18 protein-coding genes are annotated in these 20,909 nt (G+C 38.0%); 14 read left to right on the forward strand and 4 right to left on the reverse strand.

Translation table 11 applies throughout. The features are described 5' to 3' along the window. Positions 1-8 precede the first annotated feature (8 nt). The 8 genes from BLP50_RS03850 (at position 9) to BLP50_RS03885 (ending at position 8,646) form a co-directional block, all read left to right on the forward strand. Positions 9-2,345 (forward strand): ABC transporter permease, encoded by a 2,337-nt coding sequence (locus BLP50_RS03850; protein WP_090151314.1) that lies wholly within the window; start codon positions 9-11, stop codon positions 2,343-2,345. A gap of 210 nt (positions 2,346-2,555) precedes the next feature. Next, on the forward strand, positions 2,556-2,765 hold the full coding sequence (locus BLP50_RS03855) for a FeoA family protein (RefSeq protein WP_334292332.1): 210 nt from the start codon (positions 2,556-2,558) through the stop codon (positions 2,763-2,765). A gap of 12 nt (positions 2,766-2,777) precedes the next feature. Further along, positions 2,778-2,999: a FeoA family protein gene (locus tag BLP50_RS03860; protein ID WP_090151320.1), complete on the forward strand. Its 222-nt coding sequence runs from the start codon at positions 2,778-2,780 to the stop codon at positions 2,997-2,999. Between the two features lie 12 nt (positions 3,000-3,011). Beyond that, positions 3,012-5,387 (forward strand): ferrous iron transporter B, encoded by a 2,376-nt coding sequence (gene feoB, locus BLP50_RS03865; protein WP_090151323.1) that lies wholly within the window; start codon positions 3,012-3,014, stop codon positions 5,385-5,387. Positions 5,388-5,519: 132 nt separating this feature from the next. Beyond that, entirely contained in the window at positions 5,520-5,663 is a 144-nt protein-coding gene (locus BLP50_RS03870; RefSeq protein ID WP_090151326.1) for a FeoB-associated Cys-rich membrane protein, read from the forward strand. Positions 5,664-5,863: 200 nt separating this feature from the next. Beyond that, positions 5,864-6,490, forward strand: a complete 627-nt coding sequence (locus BLP50_RS03875) for a hypothetical protein (RefSeq protein ID WP_090151329.1) — start codon at positions 5,864-5,866, stop codon at positions 6,488-6,490. A 149-nt stretch (positions 6,491-6,639) separates the two neighbouring features. Further along, complete coding sequence (locus tag BLP50_RS03880) at positions 6,640-7,494, forward strand: hypothetical protein (RefSeq protein WP_090151332.1); 855 nt, start codon at positions 6,640-6,642, stop codon at positions 7,492-7,494. Between the two features lie 66 nt (positions 7,495-7,560). Then, positions 7,561-8,646, forward strand: coding sequence for a glycosyltransferase family 2 protein (locus tag BLP50_RS03885; protein WP_176753671.1), 1,086 nt, complete (start codon positions 7,561-7,563; stop codon positions 8,644-8,646). Positions 8,647-8,779: 133 nt separating this feature from the next. Here BLP50_RS03885 and BLP50_RS03890 read toward each other — a convergent pair whose 3' ends face one another. Beyond that, positions 8,780-10,135: a hypothetical protein gene (locus BLP50_RS03890; protein WP_090151338.1), complete on the reverse strand. Its 1,356-nt coding sequence runs from the start codon at positions 10,133-10,135 to the stop codon at positions 8,780-8,782. A 222-nt stretch (positions 10,136-10,357) separates the two neighbouring features. On the opposite strand from BLP50_RS03890, the gene BLP50_RS14280 reads away from it, so the two are divergent. The 5 genes from BLP50_RS14280 to BLP50_RS03910 all read left to right on the forward strand — a co-directional run bounded on the left by BLP50_RS14280 (position 10,358) and on the right by BLP50_RS03910 (position 14,120). Continuing rightward, positions 10,358-10,495 (forward strand): hypothetical protein, encoded by a 138-nt coding sequence (locus tag BLP50_RS14280; RefSeq protein ID WP_176753672.1) that lies wholly within the window; start codon positions 10,358-10,360, stop codon positions 10,493-10,495. Between the two features lie 60 nt (positions 10,496-10,555). Beyond that, on the forward strand, positions 10,556-11,404 hold the full coding sequence (locus BLP50_RS03895; protein ID WP_207645735.1) for a DUF4422 domain-containing protein: 849 nt from the start codon (positions 10,556-10,558) through the stop codon (positions 11,402-11,404). Between the two features lie 64 nt (positions 11,405-11,468). Then, positions 11,469-12,356 carry a glycosyltransferase family 2 protein gene (locus BLP50_RS03900; protein WP_090151345.1) on the forward strand — a complete coding sequence of 296 codons (888 nt, stop codon included), beginning with the start codon at positions 11,469-11,471 and terminating at the stop codon, positions 12,354-12,356. A 15-nt stretch (positions 12,357-12,371) separates the two neighbouring features. After that, complete coding sequence (locus BLP50_RS03905) at positions 12,372-13,310, forward strand: glycosyltransferase family 2 protein (RefSeq protein WP_176753673.1); 939 nt, start codon at positions 12,372-12,374, stop codon at positions 13,308-13,310. A 12-nt stretch (positions 13,311-13,322) separates the two neighbouring features. Beyond that, positions 13,323-14,120 carry a Cof-type HAD-IIB family hydrolase gene (locus BLP50_RS03910; protein ID WP_090151349.1) on the forward strand — a complete coding sequence of 266 codons (798 nt, stop codon included), beginning with the start codon at positions 13,323-13,325 and terminating at the stop codon, positions 14,118-14,120. Here BLP50_RS03910 and BLP50_RS03915 read toward each other — a convergent pair. Genes BLP50_RS03915 through BLP50_RS03925 form a run of 3 tightly spaced genes read right to left on the reverse strand, consistent with a single transcriptional unit; the run spans position 14,117 to position 18,490 of the window. Beyond that, positions 14,117-14,992, reverse strand: a complete 876-nt coding sequence (locus BLP50_RS03915; protein ID WP_090151351.1) for a hypothetical protein — start codon at positions 14,990-14,992, stop codon at positions 14,117-14,119. The two genes, BLP50_RS03910 and BLP50_RS03915, sit on opposite strands and share 4 nt — an antisense overlap. 43 nt (positions 14,993-15,035) lie before the next feature. Next, entirely contained in the window at positions 15,036-17,210 is a 2,175-nt protein-coding gene (locus tag BLP50_RS03920; RefSeq protein WP_090151354.1) for a hypothetical protein, read from the reverse strand. A 14-nt stretch (positions 17,211-17,224) separates the two neighbouring features. Further along, positions 17,225-18,490, reverse strand: coding sequence for a hypothetical protein (locus tag BLP50_RS03925; RefSeq protein ID WP_090151357.1), 1,266 nt, complete (start codon positions 18,488-18,490; stop codon positions 17,225-17,227). A gap of 649 nt (positions 18,491-19,139) precedes the next feature. On the opposite strand from BLP50_RS03925, the gene BLP50_RS03930 reads away from it, so the two are divergent. After that, positions 19,140-20,828 (forward strand): hypothetical protein, encoded by a 1,689-nt coding sequence (locus tag BLP50_RS03930; protein ID WP_090151360.1) that lies wholly within the window; start codon positions 19,140-19,142, stop codon positions 20,826-20,828. The last annotated feature ends 81 nt before the right edge of the window (positions 20,829-20,909 follow it).

Raw genomic sequence — 20,909 nt, forward strand, 5'->3', positions numbered from 1 at the left:
ACTAGGATATGAGATCACCACTTAGAAAAAGAATCCCAAGGGAACTGTGCGCTGACTGGAAAAAATATTTTGCCCTGTTTGCAATAATGACAATTACAATTGGATTTATTTCAGGAATGTTTGTTGCCAATGATAGTATGGAGACAGCCGGCAAGGGTTCCTATGAAAAATACAATGTGGAAGATGGACATTTTGAATTAGAAAAAGAAGCATCAGATAAACTTATTTCTTCCATTGAAAAGAAAGGCGTTAAAGTCTATACCCAGTTTTATAAACAGGTAAGGGAGACTGTTCCAGGAAAAAAGAAGGCGGAAAAATCCGATGTAAGGGTATTCGTCATTCGAGATGAAGTTAATAAGGTCTGTCTTATGGAGGGAGAGCTTCCTACTACTGAAAATGAAATTGCTATCGATAGAATGCATGCAGACAATGTGGGAGTTAAAGTAGGAGATACTATTAAGGTAGACGGAACAGAAATGAAAGTCTCTGGTTTTGTTGCCCTTGGTGATTATAGCACCTTATATGAAGATAATAGCGAAATCATGTTTAACGCCCTTACATTTGATGTAGCTTTGGTTACTAAGGCGGGCTTTGACAGTATTAAGGGCCCAACAGTCTATCAGTACGCATACAAGTATAATGACAAGCCAGCAGATACTGAAGAAGCAAAAGAAAAATCCGATGATTTTGTGGAAGAGTTATACAAGCTTGCTGTAACTGGAGGAGATGTAGATAATCCAGATTTTGATAATCTAAACGAAGTCACTGGATATTTGCCGGAGTATTTGAATCAGGCCACCCACTTTGCGATGGATGATATAGGACAAGACAAGGTAATGGGCGAGGTGCTTCTTATTATTCTGATAGGTGTTATAGCATTTATTTTTGCAATCGCTATAAGTAACACAATTATAAATGAAGCATCTGTTATAGGTACACTTAGAGCATCTGGCTATAGAAAAGGAGAGCTTTTGCGCCATTATGTTGCTGTGCCAATATATGTGACACTTTTAGCAGCTATTATTGGAAACATTTTGGGCTATACCTGTTTTAAGAATGTAGTAGTGAACATGTATTACAATTCATATAGTTTGCCAACTTATGAGACCCTTTGGAATACAGATGCATTCATAAAAACTACCGTATATCCGGTATTGCTTGTAATTGTAATTAACATATTTGTAATTTCTTCTAAGCTTCGCTTTTCTCCTCTTAATTTTTTGAGGAGAGATTTGAGTAAGTCAAAGAGAAAGAAAGCAATTAGACTTCCAAAATGGAGCTTCTTAAATCGCTTTAGATTGAGAGTTCTTATGCAAAATGTGACAGGATACTTTACACTGTTCCTTGGAATTTGTCTTGTTATGATTTTGCTTAATTTTGCAGTAGGCCTCCCAGCTACATTAAAGCATTATCAAGACAATGCCCCTGAATATATGATTACCGATTATCAATATATTTTAAAGAATACTATTGATAAAGAGGGCAATGAAATAACAACAAATACTAAGGGGGCAGAAAAATATAGTTCTAGAGGCTTGCTTACAGTAGATGGTGTCCATGTGGATGAAGAAGTTACCGCCTATGGATTCAATAAAAATAGTAAGTATATTAATCTTCCTTACGATGGGTCAGATCATGAAGTATGGATATCAGAATCTTATGCTGAAAAGTTTGGTCTGAAAGAGGGAGATAACATTACCCTAAAGGAAAGATATACAAGTGATACCTATGATTTTTCTATAAAGGGAATTTACAATCAGCCGGGAATGATTGCCATTTTCATGCCAAACGACAATTTTAATAGAGTATTTGATTATGAAGATAATCATTTTACCGGATTCTTCTCTGACAAAGAGATAGATGACATAGATGATGATTATATTCTTTCTATAGTTACTATTGATGATATTCTAAAAATGGCAAAGCAGCTTGACCATTCTCTTGGAGCCTATATGAATTATTTTGGATATGGATGTATGGCTCTTTCAGTTCTTTTGATATTGCTTTTGACAAAGATAATTATTGAAAAGAACATGGTGTCTATATCAATGCTAAAGGTTTTGGGATACAACAATTCTGAGATAAACAGCGTCTTTATTAGACTAACCACAATAATGGTAGTAATCTTTGCTATTATTTCAACTAAAATTAGCGGCTTGGTTTTAGATGAAATATGGAAGAATGTAATGTATAACCTTAACGGTTGGTTTACCTTCTATGCTGAAGTGATTGATTATATAAAAATGGTTGGGATGGTTGTTGTGGCTTACTTGATTGTAGTTCTTCTTGATGTACGTCGAATTAAGAAGATTCCTATGACAGAGGCATTGAAAAATATTGAATAGATTTAATAAAACCAGTACTGCTGAATGCAGTGCTGGTTTTTTGTTTTTACAGGACCGCAATTGAACTTATGGAGTTAGTTTATCCCACAAAAAACTAAAAGTGTGAAACTTTAGTTAGTTGCTTGCAACTATAGTTAGAAGGTGGTATATTATATTTGCGTTAGAAGGAGCTAACACGAATTATATAAATGAAATCGAGGTTAGATAATGATGCCATTAGTTGTAGCACCAGCTGGTGAAGAACAATTGATTAAGAGAATCGGTGGTAGCGAAGTGGTTAAGCGCCATTTACAGGAGCTTGGATTTGTTCCGGGCAGCTATGTCACTGTGGTAAGTGAGATTGGAGGCAATCTCATTGTCAATGTAAAGGAATCTAGAGTGGCTGTAGATAAGCAGCTTGCTCAGAAGATAATGGTTTAAAAAGGAGAAAAAATTATGACACTGAAGGATGTTAAGACCGGTGACACCGCAAAAGTTGTAAAAGTTTGCGGTGAAGGCGCGGTAAAGCGCAGAATTATGGACATGGGAATCACAAAGGGCGTAGAAATTTTTGTTCGCAAGGTCGCACCACTTGGAGATCCTGTTGAGGTAACAGTTAGAGGTTACGAGCTCTCAGTACGTAAGGCTGATGCTGAGATGATTGAAGTAGAGTAGGAGGAAAGAAAAGTGGGAATAAGAATTGCGTTAGCAGGTAATCCAAACTGTGGTAAAACAACATTATTTAATGCCCTTACTGGATCAAACCAGTTTGTGGGTAACTGGCCAGGTGTTACTGTAGAGTACAAAGAGGGAAAATATAAGGGAGATAAGGAAGTTAAAATCGTTGACCTTCCAGGTATCTATTCTCTTTCTCCATACACTTTAGAGGAAGTTGTATCTAGAAATTATCTTATCGATGAGAAGCCTGAGGCAATCATCAATGTTATTGATGGTACAAACCTTGAGCGAAATCTCTATCTTACAACTCAGATTGTTGAGCTTGGTATTCCAGTAGTTATCGCTATCAACATGATGGATGTGGTTGAGAAGAATGGCGATAAAATTAATACAAAGAAGCTTTCAGAGGAGATTGGCGTTCCTGTAATCGAGATTTCTGCTCTTAAGAACAGAGGTCTTAAGGAAATCGTTGATGCAGCAGTTAAGGCTGCCAAGGAAGCTAAGCCACAGTCTCCAAAACATAGATTTAATGGTTCTGTTGAGCATGCATTTGCTCATATTGAGGAGCTTTGCTTACATGGCATCGAGGACGAGAATGTTCAGAGATGGTATTCAATTAAGTTATTTGAGAGAGACGAAAAGATTCAGGAGAAGCTTGGTCTTTCTTCAGATGTAATTGACCATATCGAAAAGGATATTGCTTCTTGCGAGAAGGAGCTTGATGATGATGCAGAGTCAATCATCACAGGTGAGAGATACAATTACATCGGCACAATTATCAATGACTGTGTTAAGAAGGCTGCAAAGGGTCTTACTATTTCAGACAAGATTGATAAGGTAGTTACAAACAGATGGCTTGCACTTCCAATATTTGCAGTAGTAATGTGGCTTGTATACTACATTTCAGTTACAACAGTTGGTACATGGGCTACTGACTGGGCAAATGATGGTGTGTTTGGCGATGGATGGCATTTATTTGCTATCGGTTCTAGCGATTACGCTGATGCGGCTGATGAGTTTACAGCAAATCAGCTCATTGTAGATGGATATGATTTATATGTAGAGGAAAATGGCTCAGAGCCTACTGGTGATTTTGAGTATCCAGTAGAGGATGAGGAGACAGCAGCTGTTGATTACGAGACAGCTAGCCTTGATGATTATGCAGCAGCAAAGGCATATGTTGAGTCAAATGAGGAGCCAGATCCAGCAAATTATGGTGTATGGGTTCCAGGTGTTCCTGTATTTGTAGAGGCTGGTCTTGATGCTATAGGATGTAATGATGTGGTTAAGGGACTTATCCTTGACGGTATTGTAGCTGGTGTTGGTGCAGTTCTTGGATTCGTTCCACAGATGCTTGTACTTTTCATCTTCCTTGCATTCCTTGAGGCATGCGGTTATATGGCAAGAGTTGCATTCATCATGGACCGTATTTTCAGAAAGTTTGGTCTTTCAGGTAAGTCATTCATTCCAATGCTTATCGGTACAGGTTGTGGTGTCCCTGGTATCATGGCATCACGTACTATCGAAAACGATAGAGACCGTAAGATGACAATCATGACAACAACATTTATTCCATGTGGAGCTAAGCTTCCATTTATCGCAATGGTAGCTGGTGCTATCTTTGGTGGCGCTTCATGGGTTGCTCCATCAGCATACTTCCTTGGAATATTTGCAATTATCACTTCAGGAATCATGCTTAAGAAGACAAAGATGTTTGCTGGCGACCCAGCACCATTTGTTATGGAGCTTCCAGCTTACCACTGGCCAACACTTGGCAATGTTCTCCGCAGCATGTGGGAGCGTGGCTGGTCATTTATCAAAAAAGCTGGTACAATCATCTTACTTTCAACAATCGTAGTTTGGTTCTGTACATTCTTCGGTGTTGTTGATGGCGCATTCACAATGCTTGAGGAAGATCAGATTGATCACTCAATTCTTGCAGGACTTGGCAGATGCCTTGCATGGATTTTCCTTCCACTTGGCTTTGGCGATTGGGAAGCAACAGTTGCTTCAATCACAGGTCTTGTTGCTAAGGAAAACATCGTTGGTACTCTTGCTATTATCTACGGTGCTTCTGGAGATGTTTACGAGACAATGCGTGCAGCATTTACAGATGCTTCAGGTTTTGCATTCCTTGCATTCAACCTTCTTTGCGCTCCTTGCTTCGCAGCTATGGGTGCAATCAAGCGAGAGATGAACAATACAAGATGGTTCTGGAGAGCTATCGGATATCAGTGTGGTTTCGCATGGGTAATTGGACTTATCGTATATCAGGTGGGTAAGGTATTCACAGGCGAAGGATTCACAATCGGAACAATCTTTGGAATCGCAGCTATCTGTGTACTCCTTTATGGATTGTTCCGCAAGGACAAATATAACAAGTAATACTGGTCACAATAACAAGCATTTATGTTTTCCGCTAGACTACATGTCTTGCTTGAGAATAAAATAGCTTGTTATCTATCAGTGATTATTAGCAGTACACGTCAGCTTGGCTGACGATTTGAGGTAATTAATATGGGTACAGTTATAGTAGTATTAATTTTAGCGTTGGTCGTTGGCGCGATTGTGCGTTCAATGGTTAAGGCTCACAAGCGTGGTGAACACCCAGCTTGCGGTGGTGACTGTGGTCATTGTGGCGGAAGTTGTGGGTGCCACTAAATTTAATATTAAAAATATAGTTCTTTTACCGATATAACATTTGTAGGATTATAACTTAGTAAAAGGATTTACGGGTATCAATGGATTGATTTCTGTTGATACCTTTTTTTATTGGGTATAGCCTGTTTGAGATGGTAAGCAACAATTGAAGACTCCTATATTTTTATTTAAGAAAATATTAATGAAAGGGCGTGGGATTAATGGATAAAGTGCTTTTAGGTGCAAGTATTAAAATTGAAAATTTCAATTTTGAAGTACCGAATGATAGCAAAAAAGATAAGGTTAGATTGGGAGAAGAAATAGCTTCTAAAATTAGAGAACAAGTCCGCGAGTCTAGCAATGATAAATCTCAGAATGACGAAAAAATGATGAGGAAAATCATGGCAAAACTTAAGAGCGGAAAAAAGCTTACCACCAAAGAGGAAAACTATCTGAAGCAGCATAACCCTGAATTGTATTTGCAGTATCTTCGCATAAGACGAATGGCAGAAGCTTTGGAGAGCAGACTTAAAAATGCAGACTCAAAAGAAGAGGTAAATGACATTATTATGGAATCCTTGTCTGCAATTTCGGACAAGGACCCATACAAGGAATACATTATAGCTGCCCTTGATGAGGTGGCTAAGGAATTTAAGAATTCTGATGGATATGAGGCCCTGCCTGCCACATCGGAGGAGGCATCAGAGAAAGCGGGCTCTTCTGGTAAATCTGAGGGCAAGAATGACTCTTCAAATGATAAGAATTCCGAGGATGATTTTGATCCAATGAGCTGGTCGCCCCTCCAGGAAATAGTAGATTCTATGCCTACAATCGACTTCCCAGCATAGGAGAATGAAAAAAACATTTGGCAGTTGCTACTACAATTTGGCGGCTGCCATTACTATTCGGGACAAGGTTTTGCATTGACGGTGATTATAATTTATCATATTAAATAATTAAGATTGTCAGAGATAGTTAGGAGAAAAGGGGATTGAGCATGTCAAAAATAAAAGACAAAGCGCTGGATGAATTGTTGGCTGAATTGGATAAGGTAGGTGCTGATAAAGCTGAAGAGGAAGATACTAGACGATATATTAAAACTCTTAGAATATGGGAGCTGGCGGAATTGCTAGTTCTTGCGGTTTCGATTTTTTCTTTAATAAAACCTGAATTTGTGATACCTAAGGGTGATATTATTCTGCCTGTTTTGGTGGCAGTTGTAATTATAGGATATATTTTCTTTTTGCAAAAAAGAAGAAAATATATTAGCACCATTTTACTCCAGGATTGCAATGTTGAAAAAATGCTTGGAGTTCAGAGAATATCTATTCTCAAATTCCGGAACAAAAGGGAAAGAGCTAGGAATTTTTACACCATGATTAAAACTCTAATCATGGGTGGCTATACTGATTTGGCTCAAAAATATATAGATAAAATGGCTGAGTATGCCGAGCCTCATTTGTCACGTATATACGGAGCGATTCTCAAGATGGAAGTATATTTAAAGCTTGAGGATTTTCGCGCCATGGGACGTGAGATGACAGAGATGAAAAGGATAAATAAGGAGGAGAGAATTACTCCAGATATACTTCAAATATATCGCAGTGGCGCGGTAATCTATGAGCTTGCAAGCAAGTGGGATATGGAGGAGTATGAGGCTCTTTTAAAAATGCTTGAGAAGGTTGCAACTGCAGCGGAGGTGACAAATCTAGCGAGAGTGCGTGCTTCTTACTATGCATATAGAGTAGCCCAAAAGATGGGTGATAAGGAAAAGGAACAGACCTACAAAAATTATGTGATTGAAAATGGTGGTACCACATTCTATAAAAAAGAGCTGGCATCTGCTAATTAATACTGTGGGACAATAATTAAAATCATGGGTATTAACAGCTTGGGCGTTTTTTGGTATCATGGGATTATGAGCGACAATATTAAGTTTTCCGTGATAATGCCTACCTACGGAGTGGGCGATTATATTGGTGATGCCTTAGGATGCTTGATGATGCAGACTTATGACAACTTTGAAGTTATTATTGTCGATGACTGCTCTCCAGACAAATCTGGAGATGTGGCTAGGAGCTTCCTAGAGCGTGATGATAGATTTTACTACTATCGACATGACCACAATATGGGAGTTTCGGCAGCCCGCAACACAGGTATTGAAAAGGCCACAGGCGACTACATTTTGTTCTTGGATCCAGATGATTTATATGAACGAAATTTGCTTAGAGTTTGTGCAGCCATGCTTCAGAGAAATCCTGTGGATTTGTTGGTGTACAGCTTTACTGAGGACTATCGCAATTCTGAGGGAAGAGTTGAGTACATGAAGGGGATTTCCCTTGAAAATATGGACTATGATGATGACACAGTCACCACCAACGACCCAGCACTTATTCACAAGATGGTTATGCAGATGGAAGAGATTACCATGCTTGGATATCCATGGAACAAGTGCTACAAGACCAGCGTGGTTAAGGAAAATGGTGTCAGATTCCAGGACATTAAGCATGTAGAGGATATTCTTTTTAACTGTGATTTCCTTGATTATGTTAATAGTCTTACAGTCATAAATGATGTACTTTATCATTATAGAAATCAGGGCCAGCCACGTCTTACTGGTGGCGCTATCGATGACTATTTTGAATTACAAAAGATTAGAGTAAAGAGAATTTACGACCAGCAGCAAAAATGGAAGAGCTGCGATTTTGAGGTTCTTGGAATTTTATCTAAGGAATATTTTAGAAGCTTTCAGTCAGCTATGGTTCGCCAGCTAGAGGCAGGAGCAAAATGCGATGACATTCTCGCCTGGTGCAAAAAGCAGCAGGGCACAGAGGCATACAGGGAGCTTCGCAAATATTTGCCTAATGATTCTAAAATCATTAAGTTTTTATATAAGCCACTTGCTGAGGGCATGTTTGGCACAGCTCTTACAAGAGCCAGACTTATGGGATATACCAAGCATCATTTCCCTGGACTTTTTAATAGAGCTAAGCAAATCAGATAAGATAGCTAAAGCCACCCCAAGCGGGTGGCTTTGTTGTTTTTTTAGATAGAATTTTTATAATCATGATACGCTTTATTTACTCGAGATGCTTGAGCACTGAGAATGGCTGGAGCTAATGGAATAGCCTTGCGCATCAATGGCGATTTATTCTTGGCGTCATTCCCTGATTACGCGAGGTGGTTCTTTCTGGTATTGTAATACCCTGATTAGCTCCCGTATTATTAGGATTTACGACTACCTTTTGTTTTGCACCAGATAGTAAGCTATTCGATTTAGAATTCTCTTTAGGTTGATAATAATCATGACCTATAACGGAATATGCGGCATTAATTTGACTATTTAGGTATTTTTTATCTACACGATAACGGTGGATAAGATATTTATAATACGTGTTGAATTTTATTGATGCCGTTTTCTTCTTTATAGCTGTGATGAAATTATTCTTTTTTTTATGTTGTTCTTCTTTTTTTATTAGATTGTGGTAACGACTGGTTAAATCATTAATATGTGGTTCGATTTTTGAGTTTTGCTTATCTTTCTCATCCCTTAGTTTATCCCATTCAGGATCGTCTTTAGTGGGAGTTATCGATGTTCTATCGTAGTAATCTTGAACAGTATCTAGTACGTCGTTAAATAAGCTTTCATTATCATCTGTGTAGTTTTCAATTAAGCTTTCATTATCATCTGTGTAGTCTTCAACGAAGCTTTCATTATCATATGGGTAGTCTTCAAATGAGCTTTCACCTAGGTTGTATTCTACCAAGTTTTCACCATCAACTTGGATATCATCAACAGAATCATGTAAGTTATCACCTTCATCTTGGTTATTTACACCATAATTATACAAGCTTATGTTATCATCATCTCGGAAGTTTTCAACAGAATCAAACAAGTTTTCACCATCAACTTGGATGTCATCAACAGAATCTAGCAAGTTATCATCATCAACTTGGTTGTCTATAACTGAATCAACAAAACTTTCATTGTCATCTGCGCTTATATCTGAATTATCATCGAAACTGTTAACAGTTGGGTACGTTTCATGATAAGTATTATTAGAATCAAATGTTACATGCTTATTAGATGCATTAGTCCCAGTATTATTTGTGGGAGAATTAAAATAATCTTCATACAATTTTGTTTTTTGTTCGCTAGGAATTATCTTGCTAGCGAATTTTAGTTTTCTTATGGTTTCAAGGTTTACGTTTTCCGCGTAATCTTCCAACAATTCTTGTCGTTCTTTTGGATCATCGGTTGTCTTTTCAATTCTTTTTTTTTCTTTTACAATTGTTTTAGCATCTTTTTCATATTGTTTAAGAGCAGCGATTCGAAACTTATAGGCATTTATTGTCATTATGTCTTTTGGATTATCACTGTTTAATAACCTGTTTCTAGAATATTGTAATGAAGCAATTTCAGCTCTAGCATTCTTTCGAATTTCTTCTGCTAAAATAAAAATATATGGATCTTTAGTATTGATTAAAGCCATGTTTTTCTCCTTTTCTTTTACTAAGAAATCTTTAACTTCATTTGTATTTCAATAAATAATATTTTATTTTTCCATTTAACATAAAATTACCTAGCTTTGGACGTAGATTTTGGTAGGTTAGATAGAAAATTACCTTTCAGAGCTGATGAGAAAGGCCTAAATTTGATTTATGGTTTGGTTAGCTGTATAATCAACATAGGTTTTTTAAAGAGGAGGTTAAGGATGACAGATCAGGGGTTTTTAATTTTCTTTTTTGCACTTATTCTTTTGGTTGTTATAGTTGCTGTGATTGCAGTTGTTTCAGCGGTGTCTGGAGCGGCAGCGGCGATTACAGATGAAGAGGACGAAGAGGATTCGTAAGTAGAGGTTGTATTTGTAGGGCACCTGTTAGGTGCCCTATAGTTTTAATAGGAGTTAATATTGGATATAAAATTATTAATTGCGTTACACAAGCCTTTTCAGGTGCCAGAGGAGGGGATTTACATTCCACTTCAGATGGGAGCTGATGGAAAAAAAGGAATCAGAGTAAAGGATTGCCCAGGAGCCCATTTGCCAAAGGCACACAAGGAGACAGGGGCAATTTTACGAGATGATGACGGGGACAATATTTCCAAGAAGAATCCATATTATTGTGAGCTGACAGGTCTTTATTATGGATGGAAAAATGTGGAAGCAGATGCAATTGGACTGGTTCACTATCGCAGATATTTTTCTATGAAATCCCGCAACTATATTAAGAGCCACGGAGCTTTTCAGTCAGTGCTTACAGAGGATGAGGCCACAGCTCTTTTGACTAGGGCGGATATCGTGGTTCCTAAGAAGCGTCGCTATTATATTGAGAGTTTGTACTCTCATTATGCACATACTTTAGATGGCAGTCATCTTGATTTGGCCAAGAAAATTGTGGGCGAAAAATACCCAGAGTATATGTCAGCATTAGCTAGAGTTTATGAGCGCTCATGGGGATATATGTTTAATATGGCAATTTTTCCTAAGGAATATTTGGATGAGTATTGCACTTGGCTTTTTGATATTTTAGGAGAGCTTGAAAAAGAAATCGATGTGGATGGACTTGACGCATTTTCTGCTAGATTATTTGGCCGAGTTAGCGAGATTCTTTTCAATGTTTGGATTCTTAAAAAACAGGGGGAGGGTCTTTCTGCTGTAGAATGCAACGTGATAGATATGGAGCCTATTAATTGGCCAAAGAAAATAATGGGATTTTTACAGGCTAAGTTCTTTGGCAAAAAATATTCTAAGAGCATGTAGTATAGTGACTAGCTATGAGCAATTGTTTGTTAGTACACTATCATTATATTAGGTGAGAAATATTATGAAAATTTCTGTGGTTACTCCTTTTTATGAGGGGGATAGATACATGCAGGACTATGTGGACTGCATGGAGAAAAATAGAGAGATGCTAGCACAGGCTGGCCATGAGCTGGAAGTGATTCTTGTAAATGATAGTCCATGGAAGACTCTTAAGGCGCCTGCTAATGGAGGTCAGTATTTTAGGGTTTTAACTAATAGTGAGAATAGGGGGATTCACTACAGTAGAGTCAGTGGACTTACTGAGGCTACTGGCGAGTATGTGATGTTTTTGGACCAGGATGATTTGCTAGCTGAGGACGGTTTGCTGAGACTGATGGAGGTGGCCCTTAAGAATCCTGCTGATATAATTATCGGAAATGCGAATTTAGGTCAGGCGGATGGCAGCAATTTAGTTTGGTATCGCACCGCTGACCATGTGAAGCTTATTTGGGATTTGCAGACATATCTCAATGTGGGGATTCAGATTATTTCCCCTGGCCAGTGTCTTATAAAAAAGGATGCAGTTCCTCAGTTTTGGAAAGAGCATTTTGTCAGAGTAAATGGGGCTGATGATTATTACTTATGGCTACTTATGATGGCAGCTGGCAAGACTCATAGTTTCTGCGGAGGCAGCCCAGTATATAATCACAGATTTACTGGGGACAATATTTCAGCAGATACTACCGCTACTGACGATTCAGTGTATGATTTTTTGGAGTTGCTTTCAGAGTGTGACTATTTCAAGCAGGAGGATATTTTTAGACTCCATGAGATGATTACTTACAAGGCACAGTTTAGAAAAAGCAACTTGTTTGGCAAGCTCACATGCACCATTGCTAACTTAGATATTTTTATTGCCAATTTGAAATTTAAAAAGGTAACAAAAACGGGGTACGGTTTTAACCGATAATTTTGGAGAATGTTTATGAAAAATATTGTTGTCTTATTGGCTACATATAATGGTAGTCAGTACTTGAGAGAGCAGTTGGATAGTATCTTTGCTCAGAGTTTTCAGGACTTTAGACTGGTGGTTCACGATGATGAATCAACTGATGATACCACTGCAATTATTAACGAGTACTATGAGAAATATCCAGATAGGATAGAGATTATATATGGTAATCGCCTAGGTAGCGCAAAGGCCAATTTCATTTATTTATTAAATAAAAGTGAAGCTGACTATTATTTCTTGTGCGACCAGGACGACGTATGGCTTCCTGACAAAATGCAAAAGATGATGGATGCCATGATGGAGACTGTCTCTGGGAATGATACTGTTCCCGCTGCAGTTTTCACTGATATGTATGTGGTGGATGATAAATTATCTACCATGTCAGATTCGTTTATACGATATATAGGTCGCTCTCCAAAAAATATCGCATATACGCAGATTCTAATTGATAACCCAGCGGCAGGCACAGCTATGTGTATTAATAGGGGTCTTAGGGATATTGCTATTTCCAAGAAATCTATTAACTGGGAGTATGTGCCAATGCATGATGCATGGCTTTTGGAGCTGGCTGCTATTTTTGGTGAGATTAAATATATTGATGAACCACTTGTTTATTACAGGCAGACCGGATACAATACCATGGGTGCTGAAACTGAGACAACTATGGACAAAATCCGTCGCAACATGGAAGACACTAAGGGGCTCATTGAAAAAAAGAAGGCATTTATTAATGAGGCCAGGTCTTTTGCTAGAGAGGTCCTTAAGCTTGAAAATATTCCAGAGGACAAGCTAAAGGTGCTCAGTGATTTTGTAAATATCAGCACAAGGCCTAAGCTATTTAGAATTAAATTTTACAGAGAAAAGAATTTTACCAGAGCCCATCACAACCTATGGATGAGACTTTGGGTATAGGAGTTTTATTACGTGGAAAAGTCGGCAGTATTTTTTGATATAGATGGTACACTTTGGAACTATGACAAGTACATACCTGATAGCACTCGAGTGGCTATTAAAAAGCTTAGAGAGAATGGGCATTTAGCTTTTATATGTAGTGGTAGAGCCAGAGCTTTTATTCAGGACAAGGATTTGCTTAGCCTTGGATTTGATGGCATCGTTTGTTCTTGCGGTTGCCACATTGAAATTGATGGCAAAATTATCTACGAAAAAATATTAGATAAGGGATTTGCCAAGGAAACAATCGAGCTAGTTCGTAAATACGGTATTCGTCCTATATTAGAGGGGCCTAAGAAAATCTATATGGACGATAGCGAGTTTGGATTTGATGATGGATTTGGCAATATACTTCGTAGAGATGTAGGCGAGGATCTTGTGCCAATCGGTGGCGATTATTACGGCGATTGGGTAATCAATAAAATGTCTTGCGCTACAGATATTGAGGCTGACAAAAGAATTGAGTGCTTTGAGAAGTTATCTGAGCATTACTCAATTATTGAACATAATTCAGGCGTATGTGAGCTTGTGCCAGCAGGGCACAGTAAGGCAACTGGAATGCTTAAGGCCTGTGAACTGGTAGGTATTGATCCTAAGAATACATATGCAGTAGGCGACAGCGAAAATGATTTGGAGATGCTTCAGACAGCAGCCTACGGTATTGCTATGGGCAATGGTACAGACAGAGCAAAAGCCGCAGCGGACTATGTCACTACGGCCTTTGATGAGGATGGCATTTACAATGCCCTTAAGCATTTTAATTTAATTTAGTTATCAGAACTAGAACTGTCTTCCCAGGTGGAGTCAGTTCTTTTTTCCTGTAATGAACAATCCTCATTACAAGATTCATTTGAATTATCCTGACCAGCGGAAGAATCATCGCTGCTGGAGTTAATAGGTGTTTCAGATTCGGAAGTTTCTTCTTTGTTAGATTCTTCTGAATCTTCTGAGTCACTAATTACAGTTACTTGGCATGATACAGTTTCAACATCTTTTTTACTAATGCTTTCAATCTTTACTTTGTTATCCGCATATACGTATGCTCTGATTTCAAAACTATTGTCTATGTTATTAGATAGCTGATCTACAGAAGAAATAATTTTCCTAACTTCTGGTGAGATATCATCTAAGTCAACAGCTAGAGGCACCCCTTTTTTGACACTGAAACTAGCTGAAAGTTCCATCACTTCCAATTCCCCTGTAGGGCACAAATTTTCAATGACGTAGTATTCTTGATTATAGATGATATCTATGTGGCAGATATCGGTGCAGCTTTCTTCAGTAACCTCTAATAGAGAATCGCTGGTATCTAAAGCGTCGTTCTCAGTTTCTACCTCAGAGTCATCAGAATCTAAATCCTCGTTCTCTGTTTCTGTCTCAGAGTCATCAGAATCTAAATCCTCGTTCTCAGTTTCTGCTTTAGAATCAGTAGAACCTAAATCCTCATTTTCAGTTTCTATTTCAGATGCGTCAGAGTTTAAATCCTTTTCATCAGAATCTAAGCTGTCTTCATGATTGTCATCACAACTGGTGGAACATATATTATTATCTATAGTTTCTTCAGCGGCCACTACTGTGGTTGATAATGAATATCCAAAAATTGCAGCGCATATTATGACTATTCCAATTTCTCTTTTTTTCATGTGAAAATCTCCTCTATAATTTGAAAATATCAATTGGTTTTCTTTAATATTTTATGGTTATATAGTTGAAATTGATGGTGGAAGTGGATTTGGCACCCTGACCAATTTCCATGCCTGAGCGATATTCATCCTCCGAGTACATGTTGATTACTACATAGGCACCATCAAGCTCAGCGTCAGAACAGCCACTTAGGTCAAAGGTATATTTTGTCTCGCCCTGATAGAGGGACAGGAGGGTAATTGTCTTTATTGCACCACCTTTTTTGTTATAAATGGTAAATGTATTTTTTGAACCGGAAGCTGAGATAGTAATAGATTTTGCACCTGGTTTGATATATCCGGAGGAAAGAGAGCAGGTGCCGGATATTGAGGTGTGGAGAGTGAAGCCTGCTCCAGTATATATTTTAGATACGGACTGAGAATCGTGGGTCTTTCCAGAAATGGCATTCTTATCACTTGCTCTATAAGTATAGGTTCCAGTTGATTTTTCTACTCGAGTGCTTCTTGGAGCAACAGGAGTATGGGCAAAATCTGCGGTGTAAATATAGGCAGAACTGTCTTCAGTTTTTGATAAAGAGGAATCCACAAATGATTTTCTGTCACCGCACCCACGACAAATTCCCTCTGCAGTACATGATTGGTGATTGGAATCGAAATGGTATGAATATTGATAATCGTGTCCGTTTACCTCACATTTATTTAAAACTACATAGGTCCAATTTACACTAGTAGTCTCCTCGCCAGAGTAGCATGCCCCAACGCCAATTAGTTCTCCTTTTTTCTGGAAGTATGATTCTACGTAGACTGAAATAGAAGAGGACCATATATATTTGGCGTCCAGTTTTATTGTAGGAGAAACACTATAGTTTTCCATATTCTCAGAAATAACAGTACCGGTTGCGGTGTCCACGATTTTCCATTTGTATCCCTTGGCTTTTGAAGTGAAGCTAATATATTCAACTCCAACAGGCTTTTGAACTGTGGCATAACCGGTGGTGCTGTGGCCAGGACAATTGAATCCAGCCTTGTTAGGATTCCACACCGCTTTGTTACAGCCTGGCATAGTAGCAGACCCGCAAACTATCGTCTCTGTTTGTCCTTGCTTTGCGATGGCGTTAGCTACGCTGCTTGTGGCTCCAGTTGAAGAATGCTTTGCATAGTATCTAAGAAGCCATTCTTTTTTTAGGATTGCAGCAGCTGAATCTCCATCTGTGAAAGTTCGGATTCGACTCCAAATACCATCCCCAGAAAAGCATATATTATATGCAAACCAGTCATAGTCTCCATCACCTAGACTACTTCCGTTGTAATCGCAATCTGCATCGCCGCCGAAGATTCCATTTAGATTTACTTCGGTGTAGACATCAGATGTGCGGATGTCTCCGGTCTTCTTATTTGCAGAAAAAATATTATTAAATAATTCGCCTATACGAATTTCATTATTGCTATTTGCATAGCTGAAAAATTCTTGACCTTTTGTGGAATTGAAACCCTCGTTTGAAATAGTCATTAAGTTATATAGGTCTTCGTTGTTATTTTTTGCAGCAATTGCACTAGCGCCTCGTGATTCATAGTCGGGAATGAGATAAGGCAAATAGGTTTTGCACCAGTTCTTTTGTGTGGTGCTGATTTCATTCCATTTGAAAGAGAGAATGGCAAGCACCTTCAAATCCCAATAATCTTTATTCGTAAATCCGTATTCGAAAATGTTATTGGTTTTTTTGTAGCCACCTCCCAACATGTAGCCATTTTTAGTTAAGTCCACAATACCATCGCAGAAAACAGGGTGGTTTTTATAGCCGTTGCAATAACCTTCAAATACAGTTGGGATTGTATTTATCCAATTTGAAATAAAATCAGAATTTGAGGTGATGGTTCTATAAAGAAATGGATCAAAGCTGGAATTGTATGTTACCTGAGTGTTTTTAGAAGAGAGGGTGATGCCTGTTGAACTGGTGTAGTCACTGTAGTAGGTGCTAGACCAGTTGGGGGTGTCTGTCTCTTCTTTAAATAATCTAAACCATTGAGACTGGATGATGGTATCTTTGTTTCCGGCATTGCTAGTAACATATTTTACTAAATCACTTCTAAAGGGGATGAAAATCTTTTGACCTTGGGATTCTTCCGCTGAAGAAATGGTTCCGGTGTTTATAAATGTTCCTGCTATGATGGTTCCGGATAGCAGGATGTTAATTGCGGTTTTTAGAATTTTTTTCATAACTCTATCCTCTGTTAAAATGGTTTGAATTGGCCGTTGACGTAATATCCGTAAGCACCTGTCTGTGAGTTATAGCCGAATTCAAAAGTCATATTGTTATCGTGAAGTAAATCGTTGATTGCATCAATCTGAGCCTGAAAATCATTACCCTGATTGCTGATTGTCTGATTTACAGTGTTAATCTCATTTGAAAAATATGCATTAGAATCATTTATTTGATTAGTGAGATTTTGATTTGAGTCGTTGATCTGGTTAGTGAGATTCTGGTTTGAGTCGTTAATTAGGTTTGTCAGATTCTGGCTAGTATCATTGATTTGATTGGTTAAATTTTCATTAGTTTCATTGATTTGATTTGTAAGATATTGATTTTGCTCAGCCAAACTTTCTGAAAGTTCCTTGTACATTCTTTCCATTTCTTCGAAAGCTGTACGCTGCAAATTACTAATGATTTCATCCAAATCAGATAGCTTCCAGTTATCAGCGTTCTCAGGTGAGGATGAATTGTTATCGATTGTTGAGATGTAAAGGCGCTCGTTGTAAATTACATAATCGCCTGCGTTATAAATATTTTCTGACCCATAATCTTTTGCTCCAAGAGAATTTTCATAAGTACGTCGAAGCTCGTTAATCATTGAATTCAAATTTGAATTGTTTTCAGCCATTCGATTATCGGCGTAGTTTTGAAGCTTTTCGATCTGCTCATTTAATTCCTTGTAATGGGATTCATCGATATTCGTATTTGCGGATATTTCATTTAAAAGTAATTCCTTTAGCTGGGAAATATATTCCTTGTTCTCTGAATATTTATTTTCGATTAGGTTGGAAATGTTTCTGATAGCATTTGAATTTTGATTAACATCTTCATAAATAGTTGTGCTTAAGAGATATTCCTCGATTATGTGATTTAGTGCTTCTTGCTGTTGGTCAGTAAATCCATTACTTGATTCCAAATATTCTGCCAGCATTTTTAAAATGTTCTCTCTGGCCTTATCCTGATTAATATTTCCATCTCCATATTTACTTATGGCATCCAAATAGGAATTTGTAATGTAATCTTGGATTTCTTCAATGGTAAGCTCCGAGGCAGTGACTGTATTCATCTTGCTGATATTTTTAATTCCGTCAATGACGAAGTGTCCCACAGTGATTAAAAGGATTAATGCAAGTGTTGAAATAAACACCGCAACTTTATTTAATGTCCCGTCTGGATAGCGGTAAGTATCCATTATGTCCTGAAAAAGGGTATAGTCTTCCCTTGTTGTTTTTCTTGTTTTTTTCATAAACTCTTTCTCCTTAAAAAATATAGCTGATAGTTAAATAGTTTAGGGGCTTGTCTTTGGCTTAAATTGTGAGATAGTCCTCCTTTCTTTTTAGTTAAAAAAACTGATTAAAAATAAAACCTAAACTGGGTAATTTGGCTGACACGCCAATGAATGTGTCAAATCAACACGAGCGATACTTTATCACAGATCCAAAATGATTACAAGTAAAAATTTTTTTGTTATTGCGAAAGGATATGTAATGAATTGGCGCTATCCCTGTATTTTTCAAGGGAAAATGGCCTTTAGAAAAATTCTGAATTGATAAGGAATAGTGAATTATAAAGGATAAAATATGAAAATATGTGTAAAAATACACAGGTGAGTAAGTTGCAAAAAAGACTTTCTTTTTATGTAATAATTGTGTAATATATTCGAGAGAAATGTGAAATACATTTCTCGAGACAACTTTGTTAGCAACATAAGAATATTTTATTAAAGAGTTTTTATGTTTGCAAATACATTAGCGTCTAAGATGAAGATGACTACATTTGATTTGACTTGAAACAGTAAATGTATTGCGGGATGCTATCCAACAGCGGTGGAGTGCTATTTTTGGGAGAGTTTCTTGGACGCGGGAGTAACTTTTTTAAGGAAGAATGAGGTGTTTATGAAAAACAAGAAATTATGGTTAAGCGTTCCTAGCGTAGCCATGGCTATTACGGTGGCCCTTTGCCAGCCAGTGAAGGCTTGCGCTATGGAAGAGACAGAAGCGCAGGAAGTGACAGAAGTTCAGGAGGCAACAGAGACTCAGGAGGTATCTGAGGAAAGCGCTAGTGCAGTAGTAATAGTAGTTCAGGGTACTGATGCTGCTAGTACTGAAGAAGAGACAGATGAGGAAAAAGTGGCAGTAGAAGATGAGTCTGCAGAAGATGCTGAGGAAACAGAATCTGCTGAGGCGCCTGTGGCCGCAGATATTGATGACATGGACGTGGAAGATACAGATGTGGAAGACGTAGAAGACACAGATGTAGAAGATACAGATGTGGAAGACACAGAAGATACAGACGTAGAAGATACAGATGTAGACGATACAGATGTAGAAGTCATAGACGTAGAAGACACAGAAGATACAGACTTGGAAGACACAGATGTGGATGACATAGACGACACAACAGATAGTGAAAATATTTCGCCTGGATATCCATATGGATATGACGCTGTGGTAAATCCTGAGATTGCAGATGCTGAAAAGTGTGGCGTAAAAGGTTATGATGCTAATCTTTGCTGGGCAGCATCGGCATCAAATGCGCTATGGAATGCAGGCTACCCACAGCATGCCATTAACCCATTAACTAATGAGGTATTTAAGAGTGAGGATGAGGTCTTCGATTTTTTTAGAACATGTTTTACAGATGAGGGCGGCTATCCAGAGTCTGCATTAATGTACTTTATAGATGGAGCATATCCAGATCAGGGAGCGGAGAAGGTAAGCCAGTTGAAGTCCACTGCTCCAGATGGAGGATTTATTCCAGAAATTAATGCGTCAGATGTGATAATTATTGAGGCTGATGATGGTGACTTGAGCACAAATATGCTTGGTACTTACGAGGAATTAGTAGAAGAATATGGCGGCTCTTTAATTCTTACTATTGGTATCTGGGATAATAAAGCCAAGGAGTACTCCGATTATCATGCTATTACAGCAGTATCTTTTGAGAAGGATGAAGCAGGTAATTATACTGGTGTATGGTTTGTTGATTCAAATACCGATTATTATACAGGCATAGCGGAAACTGACGCAGAAAAAGCACAGGCTGCTGCAAACGCACCAAATAGGCTGGAGTATTATCCATTGTCAGCAAAGGAAATTGATAATGGAAATTATTGGGTAATGAATAATTATTTTAGCGACGAATCTGTTATTAATATAATTACATATTTAATGGCGTATAATCCTGAGCTATTTGTAACAATCAATGAAGGTGGTACTGTTGGATTAGGTCAAGGGACTCCGTCAAATTCAATTACTGAAGAAGCATTTACTGCTATCAGAAATATGATGGCTGATGCAGGATGGGTTATCTATTCACCATCTAACACAATCTATGACGCTACAAAGGATACAGGTTACAGTGTATTTGCTAATAGACCAGCTACAGATTTATTAAATGTTTACGTTGATGGTCAGCGTTTAAGTGCTGGTGCAGGCGAATTTAAGGTATACATGAGTCCAAGCGGTGTATTCTCACTTACAATTGATACAGCAATTATGAGATCATTAGCATCAGGTGAGCACACACTTACATTAGACATGAACACAGGCGAAGATATTGTAACAACAATAAATGTACAGTAATAAAAATACTCGAAATAGGATAGGGGAAATGGCAAATGCTTTATATGTCCTTTTCGAGATAAAGCACTCAGATAGCAAAAT

It is taken from the genome of Pseudobutyrivibrio sp. AR14, from assembly GCF_900101325.1.
Classification (GTDB): domain Bacteria; phylum Bacillota; class Clostridia; order Lachnospirales; family Lachnospiraceae; genus Pseudobutyrivibrio.